At 60.3% G+C, this 19,273-nt stretch carries 19 protein-coding genes; 8 read left to right on the top strand and 11 right to left on the bottom strand.

The window, feature by feature from the left end; genetic code table 11:
- The first annotated feature begins 110 nt into the window (after window positions 1–110).
- The gene (locus tag HBO41_RS17930) at window positions 111–539 is read left to right on the top strand and encodes a hypothetical protein (RefSeq protein WP_169987207.1); all 429 of its coding nucleotides are present in this window, start codon (window positions 111–113) and stop codon (window positions 537–539) included.
- Window positions 540–724: 185 nt separating this feature from the next.
- Complete coding sequence (locus HBO41_RS17925) at window positions 725–1,063, top strand: hypothetical protein (protein WP_169987204.1); 339 nt, start codon at window positions 725–727, stop codon at window positions 1,061–1,063.
- Between the two features lie 81 nt (window positions 1,064–1,144).
- On the opposite strand, the gene HBO41_RS17920 is transcribed toward HBO41_RS17925, so the two are convergent.
- Genes HBO41_RS17920 through HBO41_RS17895 form a run of 6 tightly spaced genes read right to left on the bottom strand, consistent with a single transcriptional unit; the run spans window position 1,145 to window position 7,085 of the window.
- Window positions 1,145–2,887, bottom strand: coding sequence for an ABC transporter substrate-binding protein (locus HBO41_RS17920; protein ID WP_017137730.1), 1,743 nt, complete (start codon window positions 2,885–2,887; stop codon window positions 1,145–1,147).
- A 48-nt stretch (window positions 2,888–2,935) separates the two neighbouring features.
- Window positions 2,936–3,208 carry a DUF2160 domain-containing protein gene (locus tag HBO41_RS17915; RefSeq protein ID WP_026013758.1) on the bottom strand — a complete coding sequence of 91 codons (273 nt, stop codon included), beginning with the start codon at window positions 3,206–3,208 and terminating at the stop codon, window positions 2,936–2,938.
- An 11-nt stretch (window positions 3,209–3,219) separates the two neighbouring features.
- Window positions 3,220–4,020: a carbohydrate ABC transporter permease gene (locus tag HBO41_RS17910; RefSeq protein WP_003174634.1), complete on the bottom strand. Its 801-nt coding sequence runs from the start codon at window positions 4,018–4,020 to the stop codon at window positions 3,220–3,222.
- 10 nt (window positions 4,021–4,030) lie between these two features.
- Window positions 4,031–4,897, bottom strand: a complete 867-nt coding sequence (locus tag HBO41_RS17905; RefSeq protein ID WP_017137728.1) for a carbohydrate ABC transporter permease — start codon at window positions 4,895–4,897, stop codon at window positions 4,031–4,033.
- Entirely contained in the window at window positions 4,894–5,991 is a 1,098-nt protein-coding gene (locus tag HBO41_RS17900; protein ID WP_099488668.1) for an ABC transporter ATP-binding protein, read from the bottom strand. Before HBO41_RS17900 ends, HBO41_RS17905 begins: the two co-directional genes overlap by 4 nt.
- Window positions 5,991–7,085, bottom strand: a complete 1,095-nt coding sequence (locus HBO41_RS17895; RefSeq protein ID WP_017137726.1) for an ABC transporter ATP-binding protein — start codon at window positions 7,083–7,085, stop codon at window positions 5,991–5,993. Before HBO41_RS17895 ends, HBO41_RS17900 begins: the two co-directional genes overlap by 1 nt.
- 289 nt (window positions 7,086–7,374) lie before the next feature.
- On the opposite strand from HBO41_RS17895, the gene HBO41_RS17890 reads away from it, so the two are divergent.
- A complete protein-coding gene (locus HBO41_RS17890; RefSeq protein ID WP_017137725.1) occupies window positions 7,375–9,192 on the top strand; it encodes a sigma-54-dependent Fis family transcriptional regulator in 1,818 nt (605 codons plus the stop codon).
- A 1-nt stretch (window position 9,193) separates the two neighbouring features.
- Here HBO41_RS17890 and HBO41_RS17885 read toward each other — a convergent pair whose 3' ends face one another.
- The 3 genes from HBO41_RS17885 to HBO41_RS17875 form a co-directional block, all read right to left on the bottom strand.
- A complete protein-coding gene (locus tag HBO41_RS17885; RefSeq protein ID WP_169987202.1) occupies window positions 9,194–10,126 on the bottom strand; it encodes a FecR family protein in 933 nt (310 codons plus the stop codon).
- Window positions 10,123–10,665: a sigma-70 family RNA polymerase sigma factor gene (locus HBO41_RS17880; RefSeq protein ID WP_058421309.1), complete on the bottom strand. Its 543-nt coding sequence runs from the start codon at window positions 10,663–10,665 to the stop codon at window positions 10,123–10,125. The genes HBO41_RS17885 and HBO41_RS17880 overlap by 4 nt, the downstream gene beginning before the upstream one ends.
- A 353-nt stretch (window positions 10,666–11,018) precedes the next feature.
- On the bottom strand, window positions 11,019–13,133 hold the full coding sequence (locus HBO41_RS17875; RefSeq protein WP_169987200.1) for a TonB-dependent receptor domain-containing protein: 2,115 nt from the start codon (window positions 13,131–13,133) through the stop codon (window positions 11,019–11,021).
- Window positions 13,134–13,375: 242 nt separating this feature from the next.
- On the opposite strand from HBO41_RS17875, the gene HBO41_RS17870 reads away from it, so the two are divergent.
- The 3 genes from HBO41_RS17870 to HBO41_RS17860 all read left to right on the top strand — a co-directional run bounded on the left by HBO41_RS17870 (window position 13,376) and on the right by HBO41_RS17860 (window position 14,737).
- Window positions 13,376–13,534 (top strand): hypothetical protein, encoded by a 159-nt coding sequence (locus tag HBO41_RS17870; RefSeq protein WP_169987198.1) that lies wholly within the window; start codon window positions 13,376–13,378, stop codon window positions 13,532–13,534.
- 5 nt (window positions 13,535–13,539) lie between these two features.
- Entirely contained in the window at window positions 13,540–14,166 is a 627-nt protein-coding gene (locus HBO41_RS17865; RefSeq protein WP_244972933.1) for a helix-turn-helix domain-containing protein, read from the top strand.
- A gap of 61 nt (window positions 14,167–14,227) precedes the next feature.
- Window positions 14,228–14,737 carry a hypothetical protein gene (locus HBO41_RS17860; RefSeq protein ID WP_169987196.1) on the top strand — a complete coding sequence of 170 codons (510 nt, stop codon included), beginning with the start codon at window positions 14,228–14,230 and terminating at the stop codon, window positions 14,735–14,737.
- A gap of 240 nt (window positions 14,738–14,977) precedes the next feature.
- Here the strand turns inward: HBO41_RS17860 and HBO41_RS17855 are convergent, their stop codons facing one another.
- Together HBO41_RS17855 and HBO41_RS17850 are read right to left on the bottom strand one after the other, a co-directional pair.
- Entirely contained in the window at window positions 14,978–15,277 is a 300-nt protein-coding gene (locus HBO41_RS17855) for a hypothetical protein (RefSeq protein WP_169987194.1), read from the bottom strand.
- A 117-nt stretch (window positions 15,278–15,394) separates the two neighbouring features.
- Window positions 15,395–16,135, bottom strand: a complete 741-nt coding sequence (locus HBO41_RS17850; RefSeq protein ID WP_138453772.1) for a hypothetical protein — start codon at window positions 16,133–16,135, stop codon at window positions 15,395–15,397.
- 427 nt (window positions 16,136–16,562) lie between these two features.
- Here HBO41_RS17850 and HBO41_RS17845 point away from each other — a divergent pair, with 427 nt between their 5' ends.
- Together HBO41_RS17845 and HBO41_RS17840 are read left to right on the top strand one after the other, a co-directional pair.
- A complete protein-coding gene (locus tag HBO41_RS17845) occupies window positions 16,563–17,021 on the top strand; it encodes a (2Fe-2S)-binding protein (RefSeq protein WP_169987192.1) in 459 nt (152 codons plus the stop codon).
- A complete protein-coding gene (locus tag HBO41_RS17840; RefSeq protein WP_017137715.1) occupies window positions 17,021–19,258 on the top strand; it encodes a molybdopterin cofactor-binding domain-containing protein in 2,238 nt (745 codons plus the stop codon). The genes HBO41_RS17845 and HBO41_RS17840 overlap by 1 nt, the downstream gene beginning before the upstream one ends.
- The last annotated feature ends 15 nt before the right edge of the window (window positions 19,259–19,273 follow it).

Below are 19,273 nucleotides of genomic sequence, written 5' to 3'. Positions count from 1 at the left end.
TGGAAAAGAATATCGGGATCTATTGTTATGCTAATCATCCCCAAAATGCCGTGTGGCTGTTATTGTGCCGCGCTTTGAAATACACCTGCCAACCTGCGAGGAAATGGACGTTGAACACTGACGATAAAATGACTGGGGATCTGTTCGAGGTCGATAAGCGCCTGTCACTCAAGCCCGTGGTGGACTTCAACGCTTACCTGCGCAGCGCATTCGGCGATGGCCCATGCACCTGCGTGCGCTGCAGCGCCGCCAACGGTAACGAAACCGGCTACGCGTTCCAACACACCTTCAACTTCGACGGCAAACCCACGCACCGCCGCTTTGCCTCCACGGCGGGCAGCGATGTGTTGATGGTGTTGAAGAAGGCGTGGCTGTCATACACCAAGGCCGAGCTGCCGCTCAGTGGCGTATTGGTGCTGGAGACGGTGAAGGAGTTTGTCGAGCCGCAACTTCACAAGCGCTTGGCGCCGCTGTTTTTGGCCAGTGAGCTGGTCAAGGATGTGGATGGGCAGTTGCAGGTTCAGCCGCAGGCGAGTTGAACCCACTCGATAACTCTTTAGAAATAAAAAAAATTGCTCTACTTATCAAACAGTATAAAAAACTGTCAAGTCTCACAGTATGAAACCTATTCGTCCTGCCTTACCTTCAGTCCATTCAGGCCGTGACTTGCTAGACAACCCGACCAACGTCTGAATAATTGCCCACTCAATTAAGGATGATCAAAATGACTTTGATATATGGCAGCCAAGGCGACATTCCCAGTGACCTCAACGGTGCGAACGATGTGACTGTAATTGCTCTACTGGCCACCATGATGGGACGCTATAGGGTTCTTCCAAACGCCCGGCCTGGTGCAACGGTTTTGATCGTTACCCAAGACTGTCAGTACGGAGAACTCACGATGACGAACATTAGTGGCTACGCGCCTGATACCGTCCTTTATCTACAGAAAAATCATGTGTATCACCTGACGTCCAAGGGGGCGACCTGGGATATGACATTCCGGGATCTGCAATCGGGCGCTGGCTACGGCGTCGTCAATACCCCACCAGCCTATCAGTAACGCCCCTTAAACGGACCAGTCATCGTTCTAAACCTGAAAAACGGCACGCAAGCGTGCCGTTTTGTCATCACGAACCAGTGATTACTTACGCGCCGCCTCCCACTGCTTCAACAGATCACCATAAGCCACGGTCTCCCCTTTGGGCTTCTCATTCGCCAGCTTGGGCTTCGGCGCGCCCGGCTGGTCAAACCAGTACTGCGCATCCCGCTCCGGGTTCATTTTTGGGCCGCACACCGGCTGCACCTTGGAACGCTCCAGGCGCGTCATGATCGCGTCCTGTTCCTTGGCCAGGTTATCCAGCGCCTGTTGCGGGGTTTTCTCGCCACTGGCCGCTGCGGCGATGTTGCTCCACCACAGCTGCGCCAGGCGTGGGTAGTCGGGCACGTTGGTGCCGGTCGGCGTCCACTCCACCCGCGCCGGGCTGCGGTAGAACTCCACCAGCCCGCCGAGTTTCGGCGCCATGTCGGTCATGGCCTGGGAGTTGATGTCGGACTCACGAATCGGCGTCAGGCCAACGATGGTTTTCTTCAGTGATACGGTTTTTGAGGTCACGAACTGCGCGTACAGCCACGCCGCAAGCTTTTGCTTCTCGGGCGTGGACTTGAGGAAGGTCCAGGAACCCACGTCCTGATAGCCCTTTTTCATGCCCTTTTCCCAATACGGCCCGACCGGCGACGGCGCCATGCGCCATTTCGGCGTGCCATCGGCATTCACCACCGGCAGGCCCGGCTTGGTCATGTCGGCCGTAAACGCGGTGTACCAGAAGATCTGCTGGGCGATGTTGCCTTGGGACGGCACCGGCCCGGATTCGGAGAAGGTCATGCCCGCCGCTTCCGGAGGCGCGTAGGCTTTCATCCAGTCCACGTACTTTTGCGTGGCAAACACCGCGGCCGGGCCATTGGTGTCGCCCCCACGGGTCACGCTGGAGCCTACCGGGTGGCAGTCCTCCACGCGAATGCCCCACTCGTCCACCGGCAAGCCGTTAGGCAGCCCCTTGTCGCCGCCGCCGGCCATGGAGAACCAGGCATCGGTGAAGCGCCAGCCCAGCGATGGGTCTTTTTTGCCGTAGTCCATGTGCCCATAGATACGTTTGCCGTCGATTTCCTTGACGTCTTCGCTGAAGAACTTGGCGATGTCTTCATAGGCCGACCAGTTCACCGGCACACCCAGCTCGTAGCCGTATTTTTCCTTGAACTTGGCTTTGAGGTCCGCGCGCTCAAACCAATCGGCGCGGAACCAGTAGAGGTTGGCGAACTGCTGGTCGGGCAACTGGTAGATCTTGCCGTCCGGCGCGGTGGTGAACGAGATGCCGATAAAGTCCTTGATATCCAGGGTCGGCGAGGTGAAGGCCTTACCTTCGTTGGCCATCAGGTCGGTGATGGATTCGGTCTTGCCATAGCGAAAGTGCGTACCGATCAAGTCGGAATCGTTCACCCAGCCGTCATAGATATTCTTGTCGGACTGCATCTGGGTTTGCAGCTTCTCCACCACGTCGCCTTCCTGCAGCAGGTCGTGGGTCAGCTTGATGCCGGTGATTTCGCTGAAGGCCTTGGCCAGTACCTTGGATTCGTACTCGTGGGTGGTGAGGGTTTCCGACACCACGTTGATCTTCATCCCACGGAACGGTTCCGACGCCTTGATAAACCACTTCAACTCTTCGAGCTGCTGGGCTTCGGTAAGGGTGGACGGTTTAAACTCGCTGCCGATCCATTTTTTCGCGGCATCTTCGTACGCATCGGCCCAGGCCGTGGCGCTCAAACCGCTCAAGGCCAGTACGGCGGCCAATGAAATGCTATGTCGCAGCTTATTGTTTTTATTCAACATAGAGACCTCCTGGTGGTTTATTCATAAGGGCACTAGTTCATAAGGGCACTAGCCCCAACGCATCACACTCAACAGCCATACCAGGGATAGCGCAGACGCCACCCAGATGCTCCAGTCGGTAACGCCGATCACCAGCAAATGCAGGTAGGCGCTGCCGAGAAGACCGATAAACAAACGATCACCACGGGTGGTGCTGATCGGCAACAAACCGCGCCGAGGAATACTCGGCGAACGCAGTTCCCAGGTGGTCATGCCTGCCAGCAGCAGGCCAATCGTCACAAAGAACAGTGCGGTGGGGGTGGTCCAGGCCATCCATTCCATCATCGAATCCTCTAGACCCGGCCCAGGGCAAAGCCCTTGGCCACGTGGTTGCGAACAAACCAGATCACCAGCATGCCCGGCAGGATGGTCAACACCCCCGCCGCTGCCAGCACGCCCCAATCAATGCCCGAGGCCGAGACCGTGCGCGTCATCACCGCCGCGATGGGCTTGGCGTTAACCGAGGTCAAGGTGCGCGCCAGCAGCAGTTCGACCCAGGAAAACATGAAGCAGAAAAACGCGGTCACGCCGATACCGGAGCCAATCAACGGGATAAAAATCTTCACGAAAAACTTGGGAAAACTGTAGCCGTCGATGTAGGCGGTTTCGTCGATTTCCTTGGGCACGCCGGACATGAAACCTTCCAGGATCCACACCGCCAACGGCACGTTGAACAGGCAATGCGCCAGCGCCACAGCGATATGCGTATCGAACAGGCCAATGGACGAATACAGCTGGAAAAACGGCAGCAAAAACACCGCCGGCGGCGCCATACGGTTGGTCAGCAGCCAGAAGAACAGGTGCTTGTCGCCCAAGAACCGATAGCGCGAAAACGCATAGGCCGCCGGCAGCGCCACGCTCAGGGAGATCACCGTGTTCAGGCTCACGTAGTACAGCGAGTTGAGGTAACCGGTGTACCAGCTCGGGTCAGTGAAGATCACCTTGTAGTTGGCCAGGGTAAAGTCCTGCGGAAACAGCGTCAGCCCGCCGAGGATTTCGGTGTTGCTCTTGAAGGACATGTTCAGCAGCCAGTAGATCGGCACCAGCAAAAACAGGATGTAGATCAGCAGCGGGATAACCTTGCGCTTGCTCATGTTGGCGGCCTCAGCGGTTGGCGTCGGAGTGGGTCATGGCGGTGTAGAACAGCCATGACACCAACAGGATGATCAGGAAATACACCAGGGAAAACGCCGCCGCCGGGCCCAGGTCGAATTGGCCTACGGCCATTTGGGTCAAGGTCTGACTGAGGAACGTGGTGGCGTTACCCGGCCCGCCGCCCGTCAGCACGAAAGGCTCGGTGTAGATCATGAAGCTGTCCATAAAGCGCAACATCACCGCGATCAGCAGCACGCTTTTCATCTTTGGCAATTGGATATGTCGGAACACCGCCCAAGCGGATGCGCGATCAATCCGCGCTGCCTGGTAGTACACATCCGGAATCGCACGCAGCCCCGAGTAACACAGCAGCGCCACCAGCGAAGTCCAGTGCCACACATCCATCACCAGCACCGTCACCCAGGCGTCCATGGTGTTGGCCGCATAGTTGTAGTTGATGCCCATGGCGTTGAGCGTCGAACCCAACAGGCCAATGTCGGCGCGGCCAAAAATCTGCCAGATGGTGCCGACCACGTTCCACGGGATCAGCAGCGGAATCGCCAAGATGATCAACACCAATGACGACCAGCGGCCCTTGGTCGGCATGGTCAGGGCGATGGCGATGCCCAGCGGAATTTCGATCAACAGCACGCAGGCCGAGTAGATGAACTGGCGCAGCAAGGAATCATGCAGGCGCGGGTCGAGCAGCACCTGTTTGTACCAGTCGGCACCGACAAAGTAGCGGCTGGACTGGTCGAAAATGTCCTGCACCGAATAGTTGACCACGGTCATCATCGGGATCACCGCGCTGAACGCCACCAGCAGGAACACCGGCAACACCAGCCACCAGGCCTTGTTGTTCTGCACCTTGTTCATGGCTGCACCTCCAGCAGGTAATCGTCGGCGTACACCATCAACCACTGCGCGGGAAAACTGATCGAGGCTTGGCCTTCGGGCACCGGTTTGTCTTCGGCCAGGCGCACTTTCAACGGCGCGCCGTCGAGGTTGAGGGTCATGATCTTGTAGGTGCCAAGGTCTTCCACATGCACGACGTCGGCCTGCAGCGCGTCAGGGTTGTACTCGTCCCACACGTGGATAAATTCCGGGCGGATACCCACCTGCAGCTTTTTGTAGTCCGCCTCGCGCAGGCGCTGTTGCAACGCCTCGGATAACGGCAGCAACGTACTGGCAAAGCGCACGCCACCGGCTTCGGCCTGCACCTCGATCAGATTCATCCCAGGGCTGCCGATGAAATAGCCGACGAAGGTGTGGCTGGGCCGCTCGAACAACTCGCGCGGTGTGCCGAATTGCACGATCTGCCCGCCGTACATCACCGCGATTTTGTCAGCGAAGGTCGACGCCTCAAGCTGGTCGTGGGTGACGTAGACCATGGTGATATTGAACTGCTCATGAATCTGCTTGAGCTTGCGGCGCAGTTTCCATTTGAGGTGCGGGTCGATCACCGTCAGCGGTTCGTCGAACAGGATCGCCGACACGTCATCGCGCACCAGGCCACGGCCCATGGAAACTTTTTGCTTTTCATCGGCGGTGAGGTTGCGGGCTTTTTTGCTCAGCAGGGCTTGCAGGTCGAGGACTTCGGCAATTTCCTGCACCTTGCTGTGGATTTTCGCCTCAGCCATGCCCTGGTTTCGCAGGGGAAACGCCAGGTTGTCGAACACCGTCATGGTGTCGTACACCACCGGGAACTGGAACACCTGGGCAATATTGCGTTTCTCGGGAGTGAGGTCGTTGACCACTTTGGCATCAAACAACACCTGGCCTTCGGACGGGCTGAGCAAGCCGGAGATGATGTTGAGCAATGTCGACTTGCCGCAGCCCGATGGCCCGAGCAAGGCGTAGGCACCGCCCTGCTCCCACACATGGTTCATGGCCCGAATGGCGTAGTCCTCGGGGCCATTGGGTGTAGGGCTGTAACTGTGCGCGAGGTTCTGCAAATGGATCTCGGCCATCAGGCAACCCTCGCGACGCGGCGCCCGGGGGCCTGGACCAAACGCCCCTGGCCATCGAACACAAAGAGTTTATGGGTGGGGATATACACACGAATCGGCGCGTCGACGTCGTACTCATGCACCCCCGGTAAATGCAGCACCAACAGGAAATGCTCGCTGCGCACGTGCAGGAAGGTTTCCGAACCGCTGATCTCGGCCACCTCCACGGTCACCGCCAGTTCCAGGTCATCGTCGTTGCTCGGCACCAGGCTGATATGGCTGGGGCGCACGCCAAACCGGAACTCGCCTTCGCCGATGGGACGCAGATCCACGTTCAACGGGAAGTGCACGACATTGGCAAAACTCACTTCATTGCCACTGATACGCCCCGGCATCAGGTTGATCGGCGGCTCGGAAAACAGCTCGGCGGCCAGCACCGTCTGGGGCTGGTGATACACCTCGGCGGCCCTGCCGCTCTGGATCACCCGGCCTTCGTGCAGGATGGTGGTGGTGCCACCCAGGGCCAGGGCTTCATTGGGTTCGGTGGTGGCGTAGATGGCAATGGTATGGCGCGCCTTGAACAGTTCGCGCATTTCCTGACGCAGCTCTTCGCGCAGTTTGTAGTCCAGGTTCACCAACGGCTCATCGAACAGGATCAGCTCGGCGTCTTTGACCAAGGCGCGGGCCATGGCCGTGCGTTGCTGCTGGCCGCCGGAAAGCTCCAGCGGGTGGCGCTGCAGGAACTTCTCGATGCGCAGCATCTGCGCGGTTTCCAGCACTTTGCTGTGGATCAGTTCGTTGGACACACCGGCCTGGCGCAACGGCGAGGCGATGTTTTCGAACACGGTCATGGTCGGGTAATTGATGAACTGCTGGTAGACCATCGACACGTTGCGCAGGCGCACCGGCTTGTGGGTGACGTCTACGCCGTTCATCAGGATGCGGCCGCTGTCGGGCTTGTCCAGCCCGGCCATCAGGCGCATCAGGCTGGTCTTGCCGGACAGCGTGCGGCCGAGCAATACGTTGAAAGAACCGGCTTCGAAACGCAGGTTGGCGTCGTCGATCCAGGTCTGGCCTTCGACAACGCGGGAGACATGTTCCAGGGTCAATGACATGACACGCCCTTTTTATTATTGGAATGATTCTGGCCATTCGTAAGAGCGAGTTTCGTGCCAGAAGTGGCAGGTGGTTGATCTGTAAGGAAATGGGTTGAACAGGATGTTCAGGCATGAACACAAATGAACAACCAGCGCTGAACAACTGAACATTAAGCGGGTTGACATTGAACAGTTCTGAACAACAATCGATGGGCGCCACAGATTTAATGTGGGAGCTGGCTTGCCAGCTCCCACAGTTGGACGGCGTAAGGCTTGATAACAATAAAAATAAAAAAAGGTCGCCCCCATGGCCGAACCCCTCGCACACGACACCCTTATCCAGGAATCCTGGCGCCGTTGCCGCGCCTTTGGACTGGACCACCAGAGCACCCCCAGCTTTGATCAACTGCCCGCCGAAGGCATCAGCCAGTTGCTCGAAAGCCAGCATTCCCTGGTGCAGACCACCCATCAGGAAGTGCTGCCCTACTACGAAAACATCCTCAGCAATTCCAACTGCCTGATCATGCTGGCCGACAACCAGGGCCAGGTGCTGACCTCGTGGGGCACCCAGCGTTTTATCGAGCCGAAGCTGGCGCGCGGCTTCAGTGCCGGTGCCAGTTGGAGGGAGCGCTCAAGCGGCACCAATGCCATCGGCACTGCGCTGGCCTGTGCCCAGGCGGTGCATATCGAGCACGATGAACACTTTCTCAAGGCCAACCGCTTCATGACCGGCTCCGCGGCGCCGATTTTCGATGCCCAGCGTGAAATCATCGCGGTGCTGGATGTGTCCAGCGACAGCTACCTGCCGCCCTCCCACACTTTGGGCATGGTCAAGATGATGAGCCAGACCGTCGAGAACCGGCTGATCCTCAACCTGTTTCGCGGTGAACATTTTCAACTGACCTTCAACACCGGCCTGAACAACCTCGACAGCCAGTGGGCGGGCCTGATCATCTTTGATGACAGCGGCCAGGTGCTGTCGGCCAACCGCCGCGCCGATAACTTGCTGGGCATCAGTTTGTCGCGGGTGCTGATCGACAGTTTGTTTAAAGTCTCGCTGCTGGAATTGTTGAATCAACCCGAGGGCTTGCCGTTCTCGTTACAGGCCGCGGGCCGAAATCGGTTCCAGTGTTTATTGAAGCGGCCGCAGAAGATGCCGGTGCAGGCGCGGGTCTTTGCTGAGCCCAAGCCCACAAAACCTGCGCCGATGGGCATCCAGACCCTGCATTTTGGCGATGTGCGCGTAGAAAAGGCCGTGCGCCAGGCTGAGCGCTTGCTGGAAAAGGACATTCCGTTATTGATTCACGGCGAGACCGGCGTTGGCAAAGAGGTGTTCGTCAAAGCCCTGCACCAGGCCAGTTCGCGCAGCAAACAGGCGTTCATTGCGGTGAACTGTGCAGCGATCCCCGCCGAACTGGTCGAGTCCGAGCTGTTTGGCTATGAAAAAGGCGCCTTTACCGGTGCCAACCAGAAAGGCAGCATCGGCCTGATCCGCAAGGCGGATAAGGGCACGCTGTTTCTGGATGAAATTGGCGACATGCCCCTGCCGACCCAGGCCCGTTTGCTGCGGGTGCTACAGGAGCGCTGCGTGCAGCCGGTGGGCAGCAGCGAGCTGTTCCCGGTGGACTTGCGCATCATCTCGGCCACCAACCGTGTGCTGCGCGACTGGGTGCAGGCCGGGCGCTTTCGTGAGGATTTGTACTACCGCATCGGCGGCCTGACCCTGGAACTGCCGCCCTTGCGCGAGCGTACCGACAAACAGGCGCTGTTCCAGCAGTTGTGGCAACAGCACCGTGAGCCGACCCAATGGGCCGGGCTGAGTGCCGAAGTGCTGGCGTTGTTCGAGCAGCACCCGTGGCCGGGCAACCTGCGCCAGGTCAGCAGCGTGTTGCAGGTGGCGCTGGCGATGGCCGAGGAGCAGCCGGTGCGACCGGAGCATCTGCCGGATGATTTCTTTGTCGACCTGAACGTGACCGCGCCCTTGCCCACCCAGCCAAGCCTGGAAGACAACAGCGACCTGAGCCAACGCTTGAAAGCAGCGGGCGGCAACATCTCCCACCTGGCGCGGGAACTGGGCGTAAGCCGCAACACCCTGTACAAGCGCCTGCGCCAGCACGAAGGCTGATCTAGAGCGGTTTGACCACCACCATCAGGTCGGTGAAGTACTCCACCCGAATCGGCAGGTTATCGGCCAGCGCCGAGAGCGCCGCCGCCGTGTCGTCGAGTTTGAACACCCCGGACACACGCAGGTTTTTCAACGCCTGGGCATCGAAGCGCACCAAGCCGTGGCGGTAGCTGGCCAGGGTTTGCAGCACCTCACTCAGCGGTTGGTCGTTGACCTTGAGCAGGCCACGCGTCCAGGCATCCGGGTCGGCGCTGCCGGTCGCCTGTACAGGCCCCGCGTGGCCATGATCAAGAATCGCGCGCTGCCCGGCCGTGACCTTGACGCCCTCGCCCGTGTCACCTTGGACCGCCACAGTGGACTCGATCACCGTGACCACTGTGCTGCCGTCCACTGCGCGCTTGACCAGATAACGCGTGCCCAAGGCCGTGGCCGTGCCTTGATCGGTGCGTACCACGAACGGCCGTTGCGCGTCCTTGGCCACGTCAACCCACAGCTCGCCCTGCAGCAGTTCGATCACGCGCTGGTGGCCGTCGAATTTCACGTCCACCGCCGAATTGCTGTTGAGCTGCAACTGGCTACCGTCTTCAAGGGCGACCTGGCGGCGCTCGCCGACGCCGGTACGCTGGTCGGCCGTCCACACCGGCATGTGCTGCACACCAAACCAGCCGCACAGCAATACGCCGAGCACCCCCAAGGCCTGCACCCTGCGCGAACGTTGGGGCGCAAAGGCGCGATTCAGGGCGATGCGTGCCGGTTGCGCGGGCAACGTATCGAAGCCACCCCAGAGCGAGCGCATACGCTCGATGGCTACTGCATGGCGCGGGTCGGCCTGACACCAGGTATTGAAGGCGTGGCGCTCGGCATCGCTGACGTCTTCGTCGTGCAGCCGCGTCAGCCAATTCGCCGCTTGTTGAATGATCTGCTCGGTGTTCACGGCAACGGGTCCGCCCCGTACAGGCTGTGGTAGCAATGCACCAGCGCGGTGGACAGGTAGTTTTTGACCGTGCTGGGTGACACCTCAAGACGCGTGGCGATCTCACTGTAGGTGAGCCCGTCCAGGCGGCTTAACAGGAAGGCTTCACGGGTTTTCGCCGGCAGGCCAGCGAGCATCTCGGCGATGCGCTCCAGGGCTTGCAGCGCCACATGGATCGCGGCCGGGTCGGGCATGCCGGCGTCTTCACACTGCACCAGCAGGGCTTGCAGGTAGGCCTTTTCGATCCGGCGGCGCCGCGCCCCATCGATCAACAGGCGCCCGGCGGTGGTGGCGAGAAAGGCGCGAGGTTCCTTGATGGCCTGCGGATCGGCCAGCATCAACACGCGGATAAACGCATCGTGGGCCAGGTCAGCGGCGTAGTGGGAACAGCCAAGTTTTTTGCGCAGCCAGCCGTGCAACCAGGCATGGTGCTCGCGGTACATCGCCGTAAGGGTCTGCTGACGGGCGCAATCGCCCGGCGCGGCCGGAATGTCATGCATGCGCAAAAACTTCTCAAATGGGAAAGATTACCAATTGAGCGAACAATGCCAGTAAAACTGTGGCGGGGCAAGGGCCACTCGGGTGGGCTGGATGCCGTGGGCGGGCTTGTGTGGGAATTGGTCTGAGTGGATGCTGGTCTGTGTGGGAGCTGGCTTTTGTGGGAGCTGGCTTTTGTGGGAGCTGGCTTTTGTGGGAGCTGGTCTGTGTGGGAGCTGGCTTGCCTGCGATGGCATCGCCTCAGTTCAACTGAATGACCGAGGCGCCTGCATCGCAGGCAAGCCAGCTCCCACACAAGCCAGCCCCCCACACAAGCTCGCTCCCACAGTTAGACCTCGGTGACAGTTAAATTGGCTTAACGCCAGCTCCACGACACACCGGTATAGATACCGCGCCCATCGGCCGGCGTGGAGCGGGCCACATCCAACCCCTTGTCGTCATACCCCGGCGTGACGGTATTGGCATAACGCCGGTTGGTGAGGTTGCGCAGATCAACCCAGGCTTGCCAGTCCTGTTTCGGCGCGTCATAGCCGAAAGTGGCGCCCAGCGTTGTGTACGCCGCCGCGTAGTAAGAGTTGGCGTAATCCACCGCCACCCGTGAAGCGTGCTCGGTGTTGAGGCTGGTGTAGAAACCAGTCGGGTGGCTGTAGCGCACTTGCGCCTGGTAGTAATGCTTGGGGATGCCCGGCAAGGTGTTGGCGCCGAAGCGGTCGTCGTCACGGTAGTGAAAATCGCTGTAGGTGTAGGCCTGGCGCAAGGCCAACTGGCCATTACCACCGCCGTCCCAGAGTGGGCTGAGCAGGCTCAACTCCACGCCCTGGTGCACGGTGGGGCTGGCGTTGGCTTCGGCGACGACGGCGCTGCTGGTCTGTGTCTGCGCCTGGGTCTCCACTGTGAGCAGTTCGTGACGCACTTCGGAGCGATACAACGCCAAATCCCACTGGCCGAACCATTGCTCACCACGCCCGCCTATCTCCAGGGTAGTGGCGGTCTGATTGCGCAAGCTCACGCCTTCGCGGGCCAGCCCCTTGGCCGGGCCGCCGGTGAAATACTTGTTGGAGCCCCAAATCATCGACCACGCGTGCGGCGGTTCGACCGAGCGACTCAGGTTGCCGTACACCTGCAACTGCGGGGTGAAGTCATAGCGCAGGCCAATGCGCGGCGCGTAGTCCCAATCATGCTGGCTGAGCGGCGCCTGCCCTTGCGGGTAGCTGACCTGGGTTTCGCGGCGGGTGTAGATCGCAGCCAGGCCGGTGGTCAGCCACAGGTCTTGCACCAGTTCCAGCTCGTTGCCGATATGCAACACCGTGTCGGAACCCAGGTAGCTGTAGTCGCGGGTCTTGGTGCCGGGGGCGTAATAGGTGGCGGGGTTGCTCGACGGTACGCGCACATATTCCGAGGCACCGTTGTTGGGCATCGCCTGGGTGGTGCGCAGGCCAATGGTGGTTTTGCTGTCGTGGCCGAACCAACTGTCCTGGCGAATGTAGTTCAGGGTGCCGCTGACATCCGTGTAGGCGACTTTCAGGCGGTTGAGCCCTTCGCGCAAATCCATCGGGTAGTCGTGATAGGCCAGCCCCACCTCGACGCGGGAAGTGTCATCGAGCTGCAAGGTGGTCTTGTTGGCGATCCAGGTCGAGCCCGGCTGCAGGCGTTTCGAGTCGCGGGCGGCGTTGAGGCTGTTGGCGGCGGTTGGATCGTGGCTGATCTGGTAGCGCGTCAGCTTGCCGGGGCTGTCGTTGGTGGTTTCGCGGTAGCGAAAATAGAAGCGCGTCTCCAGGTCCGGGTTGAACCGGTAGCCAAAGTTGGCCGCAATGCCCTTGCCGGTGCCGGCGCTCTGGTGCTGGTAGCCGTCGGATTCGGAGTCGGTGAGGCTGATGTAGTAGTCGGCGTCGCCCAGCACCTGGCCGGAGCTGATTTCGCGCTGGGCATAACCGCGACTGCCCACTTCATAGCGCACCTGCAACTTCGGCGCGTCATAGCCGGTGTGCGTGACATAGTTGACCGAGCCACCCAGGGCCAGGGCGCCCTGGTCAAAACCGTTGGCGCCGCGCAGTACCTCGACGCGGCTTTGCCACAGCGGGTCCTTGAGTTCATAGGGCGTGCCGCCGGGGCCGGTGAGCGGCAAACCGTCGAGCATTTCATACAGGCCCGAGGCGTGGGAGCCGGGGCTGCGGTTCAGGCCGGAACCGCGGATCGACAACTTCACGCCTTCATTATTCGCCGCCTTGGCGTAGACGCCGGCCTGGTACTTGAACACGTCTTCGTTGGTGCTGACGCGCCCCTGTTGCACGCTGCTCATATCGATGAAATTGGTGCCACCGGGCACGCTCTTGAGCTGCGCCTGGGCCACCTCGCCAGCGCTGGCTTCGCTGCTGGAGACCTCGACCGGGGCCAGTTGCAGGGTGTCGGCGTGCGCCAGTGAACTGAGGGTCAGGGCGGTAAACAGTAGTGGGGGTTGGCGCAACAGCATGGGGTAAATCCTTGGCATTCGGGGGCGTGACAAAGCCTGGGCCATCACGCGAACAGTGATGGGAAGCCAGGCAGGCTCACCAGGTCACGCTTAATTAACGGACCAGACCCTTCCCACAACAGCATCGGACCGGGATTATTTTCTAAGTCCAAAATCGCATTAACACATGCAAACTCAGTATTTAAAGAAATAACCAGCACGCATTACTGTGGAGGCATTGAGTCGCCCACGAGATTTCCCCCATGCAAACATCCGCCAGCGTTATTGACTTCACCCTCCACCGTAAACGCCGCCAGGCGCGTGCCGCGGCCGAGCTGATGTGGGCGATGTACGCGGCACGCGCGGGGCTTGCGGTGTTCTCCGCCCAGGCCGCAACCGCCAGTGATACGCGCCGGGCGTAACGCCGATGAATTTTTTACAGGTACTGCCCGAATCAGCCCAAGCACTGCCAAAACCTGCGATTGAGGATGACGACACCAGCCTGTGCGTGGCGCAGAACCTGCAACGTTTGCGCAGTAAGCGCCACCTCTCGCTGGACGGGTTGGCACGCGCGTGTGGCGTGAGCCGGGCGATGCTGGCGCAGATCGAGTCGGGCCGCAGCGTGCCGTCGATCAAGGTGCTGTGCAAAATCGCCAAAGGCTTGAAGGTGTCGGTCGCGGCCTTTCTGGAGGACCGTGCCTTTGAAGGCGTCGAGGTGTTGCCGGCGCAACAAAGCAAACGCCTGGTGAGTGCCGACGGGGCATTCGTCAGCCGTGCGTTGTTTCCCTTTGATACCGCCCGCCAATCGGAATTTTACGAAATCCGCTTGCGTGCGCTCGGCGAGGAAATTTCTGCCGGTCACGGCCCCGGCATTCAGGAAAACCTGGTGGTGGCCCAGGGCGTACTGGAAGTCAGCGTCAACGATGAGCGCTACTTGCTCTCCACCGGCGACTCGATCCTGTTCTACGCCGACCAGCCCCACCGCTACCGCAACCCGGCGGACAGCGAGGCGGTGGCATTTTTGGTGATCACCTACCCGGAACGCCTGGACTGAATGCAAAAAGCCCCGACAAGTCGGGGCTTTTTTTTGCGTTTTAGGCAGCAGCGGTCAGCAGGTGCAGCACATCATCGGCATGCCGTTGCAGCTCATCATCATCGGCATGGCGCAGTCATTCATCAGTTTGTTCATCAGCATGCAGCAGTTTTCCATCATGGCCATGCTCATGCCTGGCATTGGCATCATTTTGCACATCATGCTGTCGCCCATCACGCTGCATTCCATCATGCATTTCATCATCGGCATCGACATGCCCATGGCCATCATCGGCATGTTCATGTCAGCCATCATCTTCATGGCATCGGCCGACATGCACAGCATCGACATGTTTGCGCACTGCATCATCATCGGCATGCCGCAGTTCATCATCATCGCCATCATGTCGGCATTGGTCTTGAACTGCGCCATGTCCATACCGGCCGCCGGCTTCATGGTGCACATCATGGCGTCGCCCGCCATTTCGCACTTCATGGTCGCCATCATCATCGGCATGCCCATCATCGGAATCATTGGCATGGACGTGTTCATCGGCATCTGCATTGCGTTCATCATGTTCGAAACTCCGTAATCGACAGGAAATGGCTAAGTTCTGGCGCCGATTCTAGAGACACCGGGCGACGGCGCAAGACGACGGCAGAGCAGCACAAATGGCTGTTCGGGAGCGTGCTTGGGTGACCAGGACAGCGACACCGGGCGTGATAACAGATAAATCGCTGTAAAGACGTTTAAAGCCGCTACTGGCACCGCATAAACGTCAGGATGGATATGCGATTAAAGCCTTGCGACCTTACTTAAGGAAATAAACGATCTAACCCGAGAGCAAAACCTGGTGATCAGTCGCGTCCGTGAGCGGTTCGATCGTGCGCATAAAATCATCCGCCTCAGACCCCCTGAGGAAACTGAACCCCGCCATTTCATCGCAGGCCAGGATGTCAGCCAGGGCTTTACGTAACTGAGACTCCGCCGGCGAGTCGCGCAGCAGTTTATGTGCGGTCAATAACACCTCGGCAGGAACACCCTGGGCGCTTGCCACGTCGATCACCGCAAAGAGAATGAATCGCAGACGAACTTCGCGATCCGTAGGCCAAACCGTTTTTCGCTTACCCAAGGTAGGCACTCATCCGTTGAGAAAAGTCCGAGGCTATTGCCCACCGAGGGGTGTTTCAAGCGTGGGGACTTAAGATAGGCCACTTCCTACACCTGAAAGGGAAATACCGTACCTACATTACTGCACCGGCAAGAAATTCATCAGCAGCAAACTCTGCGCGTAGTTGAGCGCCACACGTCGGTAGCGTTCATCGAGCATCTGCGCGAGCAAGTCCAGGCGCGCAACCACTTTGCCGAACTCGACCGCAAAGCTCAGGTTACTGCCCTCCTCCGATATCTCGTTGGAAAACAGCAGCAACACCCCGTTGGCATCCTGGCGCTGACTGAGCAGCCAGGTGGCTTTTTCGATATTGCGTGCGGCGTTGCTGACAAACTGCGGGTTGATCGAGTCAGTCATATAGAACTGGGTGCGGCCGCCGTGAGCGGTCACCAGCATGCTGCCGATCGCGTAGATAAACGCACCGACCCGGTCGCCTTTGAAGTCGGGGCTTAACGAGTAACTCAAGGCCGCGAGATCGCGCCGCTCGCCGAGGGCCGGCAGCGGTTGCTGATGCTCGATGGCCTGGCGGATTTCCCGCGCGGCACTCACCGCATCCGGGTAACCGGATAGGCGCCACTGGCTGGGGTTGCGCAGGTAGAGCTTGCTCATCAGCAGATACAGGCTTTGCAAGTTGTCGCGCATGCTCAGGGTTGCCATGCGGTCAACGCTGGTCTGAAAGAACTCATCGGGCCTGCCATTGCTGAACTGGCTGGCGATATCGCGGCCCTGCTGCTGGCTGCAACCACTGGTAAACAGTGCCAAAAGAACAACCAAAAACAACGGCCAGCGGGAGATACAAGTATGTGACGTTCGATCCATCGGCACCGGGTCTGATTCTGCTGCCCACACTCTGAATGAGTGGGGTCGTGACAGGGATAGATCAGGAGAATCAAAAAAAGTGCGGCGAGCCGGGTCGGATCAGAGGTTGCCTACACACAAAGGAGTGCCTATAGGATCGTTCCCACGCGCCGCAAAGGAATGCCGCCCTGGACGCTCCGCGTCCCGCTTCTGACGCCGTGACGCAGAGCGTCACAGGATGCGTTACCACGCGGAGCGTGGGAACGGTCAAGCTGCCGGTAGTGCATTCCTGCGAAATACTTGCCTGATCCTCCGACTTATCGACTGGCGGATAGATAGCCCTTGCGCCGTGGTCTAGAGTGCAACGATGGGCCACAAGTCCCACTCTTCTTATAAGGGCTCAAAAGAGCTCAGCACCACCAACCGATGATCAGCAGGTGAACCCGCCATGGAATTACGTATCAACCAAAAGACCTACCAGGTCGATGCCGACGCCGACACGCCGCTGCTGTGGGTGATCCGCGACGACCTCGGCATGACCGGCACCAAGTACGGTTGCGGCCTGGCCCAGTGCGGCGCCTGTTCGGTACTGGTAGACGGTAATGTGGTGCGCTCTTGCGTTACCCCGGTGGCAGGTGTGGTCGGCCGCGAGGTCACGACCATCGAGGCCATTGAGGACGATGCGGTGGGCAAGCACGTGGTCGCCGCCTGGGTCGAGCATCAGGTGGCGCAATGCGGTTATTGCCAGTCCGGGCAGGTGATGGCGGCCACGGCGCTGCTCAAGGACACCCCCGCGCCGACGGTCGCGCAAATCGATGCCGCGATGGTCAACCTGTGCCGCTGCGGCACCTATAACGCCATCCACACCGCCATGCAGGATCTGGCGCAGCAGAAGGAGCGCGCATGATGAATACGCGCAACGAACTGCTGGATGTGGCCCTGGGCGACCCGGTCAACCTGTCGCGCCGGCGCTTTCTGGCCAGCACCGCCGTGGGCGCGCTGGTGATTGGTTTCGGCCTGCCGCTGGGTGGCGGCCGCGCCTTCGCGGCCACCGCCAACCCTGCGGAGCGCGGCACGCAGGTGCCGGCGTTTCTCGAGATTCGCCCGGACGGCACGGTGCGCCTGCTCAGCCCCTTTATGGAAGGCGGCCAAGGCACCCACACCGCCATGGCGCAAATTGTCGGTGAAGAACTGGACGCCGACCCTGCCACCTTTGTCGTCGAAGCCGCGCCACCGGGCGATGCCTATGTGGTGATGGAAAACGGCATGCGCATCACCGGCGGCAGCATGTCGGTGCGCATGAGTTACCCGGTAATGCGCCGCCTGGGCGCCCTGGCCCGCGCCATGCTGTTGCAGGCCGGCGCCGAGCAACTGGGCGTGCCGGTCGCGCAACTGACCACCACACCCGGCCGCGTGGTACACGCCGCCTCGGGCCGCTCGCTGGGCTACGGTGAACTCGCCAGCCGCGCCCTCGACATGCCGGTGCCTGACCCGTCCACCATCACCCTGCGCGATCCGAGCCAGTTCCGCTGGATCGGCAAGCCGGTCAAACGCCTGGATGCCTACGACAAATCCACCGGCAAGGCGCAATACAGCATCGACCTCAAGGTCGACGGCATGCTCCACGCCGCCGTGCAGCATGCGCCGCGCCTGGGCATGACCGTGGGCAGCCTGCGCAATCAGGCGCAAGTTGAGGCCATGAAAGGCGTGCACTCGGTGCATCAACTGCCTGGCGCCGTGGCCGTGGTGGCCGAGCGCTGGTGGCACGCCAAGCGTGCAGTAGAAGCTATTCAGGTCGAATGGCTGGAAGCCGCCGCTGACTCTACAGTGCGCGCCATGCCGGCAGACTTTTCCAGCGATAAATACCGTGACTTCCTCGCCGCCCAGCAAGGCCCGGCCCGCGACGAAGAAAACGAAGGCGACGTCAACGCCACGCTGGCAAACGCCAAGACCAAGGTCGAAGCCACCTACCACAACCAGTACGTCAACCACGCCCAACTGGAGCCGCCATCGGCCCTGGCGCGCTATAACCCGGACGGCACGCTGGAAGTCTGGCTGCCCAACCAGGCGCCAGACATGTTCCGCGCCGACATCGCCAAGCGCACCGGGCTGGATGTGTCGAAGATCACCTTGCATTCGCCGTTGCTGGGCGGCTTTTTCGGTCGGCATTTCCTGTACGACTCAGCCAACCCGTACCCGCAGGCCGTCGCATTGGCCAAGGCTGTGGGCCGCCCGGTCAAGCTGATCTGGAGCCGTGAAGAAGAGTTCCTGCGCGATGTGCTGCGCCCGGTCGCGGTGGTCAAGTTCCGCGCGGCGCTGGATGACAAAGGCTTGCCGGTGGCCATCGAAGCCGTGAGCGCCACCGAAGGCCCATCCGAGGCCATCGCCGGCAAACAGGGCGACAAAATCGACCCGACGGCTCTTGAAGGGTTGTCAGGCAAGTCCTACGCGATTCCCAACAAACGCATCGCCCAGATCTACGTCAAAGGCCCGGCCATGCTCGGCTACTGGCGCTCGGTGGGCAACTCGCTGAATGACTTTTTCTACGAGGCCTTCCTCGATGAACTGGCTGACAAAGGCGGCCATGACCCGTATGAGTTGCGCCTGCACCTGCTGCGCGACAACAAACGCCTGACCACGTTGCTGCAAGCGGTGGGCGAGTTGTCCGGTGGCTGGAAACGTGGCCCGTATACCGCAGAAGACGGCAGCCGGCGCGCCCGTGGGGTGGCCATGGCCTCGCCCTTTGGCTCGCATGCGGCGGTGGTTGCCGAAGTGTCGATCGAAAACGGCCAGGTCAAGGTGCATAACATCTGGGAAGCCATCGACCCTGGCAGCATCGTCAACCCGGCGATCATCGAGGCCCAGGTCAACGGCGCCGTAGCGTTGGGCTTGTCACAAACGTTGGTGGAAGAAGCGGTGTACGTGGACGGTAAACCACGGGCGCGCAACTACGACCTTTACCCGATCCTGCCACCCTCGCGGATGGCCAAGGTACACGTAAAGATCGTCGAGAGCGGCGAAAAGATGGGCGGTATCGGCGAGCCGCCGCTACCCGCAGTGGCGCCTGCCGTGGCCAATGCGGTGGCGCACTTGACCGGCCAGCGCATCCGCAGCCTGCCCCTGAGCCGCTACACCTTCGCCTGATCGACAAGGAACGCC

The sequence above is a fragment of the Pseudomonas sp. WS 5146 genome (genome assembly GCF_012985495.1).
Lineage (GTDB): Bacteria > Pseudomonadota > Gammaproteobacteria > Pseudomonadales > Pseudomonadaceae > Aquipseudomonas > Aquipseudomonas edaphica.
The sequence above is the reverse complement of the archived record's forward strand: the minus strand, read 5'-3'. Positions and strand labels throughout refer to the sequence as shown.